This is a genomic window from Corallococcus sp. AB030 (genome assembly GCF_003668965.1).
In the GTDB taxonomy this organism is placed as follows: domain Bacteria; phylum Myxococcota; class Myxococcia; order Myxococcales; family Myxococcaceae; genus Corallococcus; species Corallococcus exiguus.
Window position 1 is genome coordinate 1 of sequence record NZ_RAWQ01000467.1, and the last position, 1048, is coordinate 1048.

1 protein-coding gene is annotated in these 1048 nt (G+C 71.4%); it reads left to right on the top strand.

Annotation, left to right across the window (positions count from 1 at the left end):
• Positions 1-130: 130 nt before the first annotated feature.
• The coding region (locus tag D7Y15_RS43630) for a metallophosphoesterase (RefSeq protein ID WP_148713056.1) at positions 131-1048 on the top strand (918 nt) is incomplete at its 3' end.

The window sequence follows — 1048 nt, forward strand, 5'->3', positions numbered from 1 at the left end:
GGATGATTGGTTCGTTCGGTCTGAAGGGGCGCGTGCTGGTGACGGAGCGCTGGGGCGTGGCGGCGGAGGCGCAGGCGGGTGGCGCGCTGATGGGGCGGGTGTCGCTGGTGTACGCGGTGGGAGGTGACACGTGAGCGGAGGACTTCGTGCACTGGGTGCGCTGGGCCTGACGGCGGCGCTGCTGTCCACAAGCTGCGTGCGCCCCAGCGAGGACCGCGCGGTGCGGGACACGCGCGTGGGCCAGGCGGAAGCGGACGCGCTGACGGTGGAGGTGGAGGGCGGGCTCGCGTCGGTGCGGACGCTGGCGTCGGGGACGCTGGAGTTGTGGGGGCAGGCGCCGGTGTTCACCACGAAAGTCACCGCGGGCGCGGACGCGCGGACGGACTGGCTGTTCATGGTGCACAACGCGATGCCGGACGCGGTGCTGGACGCCGTGGACGAAGCGGGCACGCCGCTGACGGTGGTGGCGATGCCGGACGCGCACCCGACGGTGAAGGCGTGGCGCGTGGCCCTGCGGCCGGGGACGTCGATGCGGCTGACGGTGGCGCCGCCGGACTGGGACGCGCGCGAGCCGTTCCGTTTCGCGGCGCTGGCGGACGTGCAGGAGGCGCTGTCGAAGGTGGGGGACGTCTACGCGCGGCTGAACCAGGACCCCACGTTGCGCTTCATCTTCTTCGCGGGGGACCTGACGGAGTACGGGACGCGCGAGCAGCTGGAGGAGTTCCAGCAGCGGTTGGAAGCGGGCTCGCGGATTCCCCTGTTCGCGACGCTGGGCAACCACGAGACCTTCACGGACGACGCGCGCGAGTACCAGCGGCTGGTGGGCCGTGGCAGCCAGCACTTCACCTTCCATGGCGTGCACTTCAGCCTGGTGGACTCCGGCAGCAGCACGGTGGATCCGATGGTGGAGGAGGCGCTGGACGGTTGGTTGGAGGAGGCGCGAGACGCGGTGCACGTGGTGGCGATGCACATTCCGCCGTTGGATCCGATTGGGGTCCGGGGTGGAGGCTTCGCGGTGCGCAACGAGGCGGCGGGGTTGGTGGGGAAG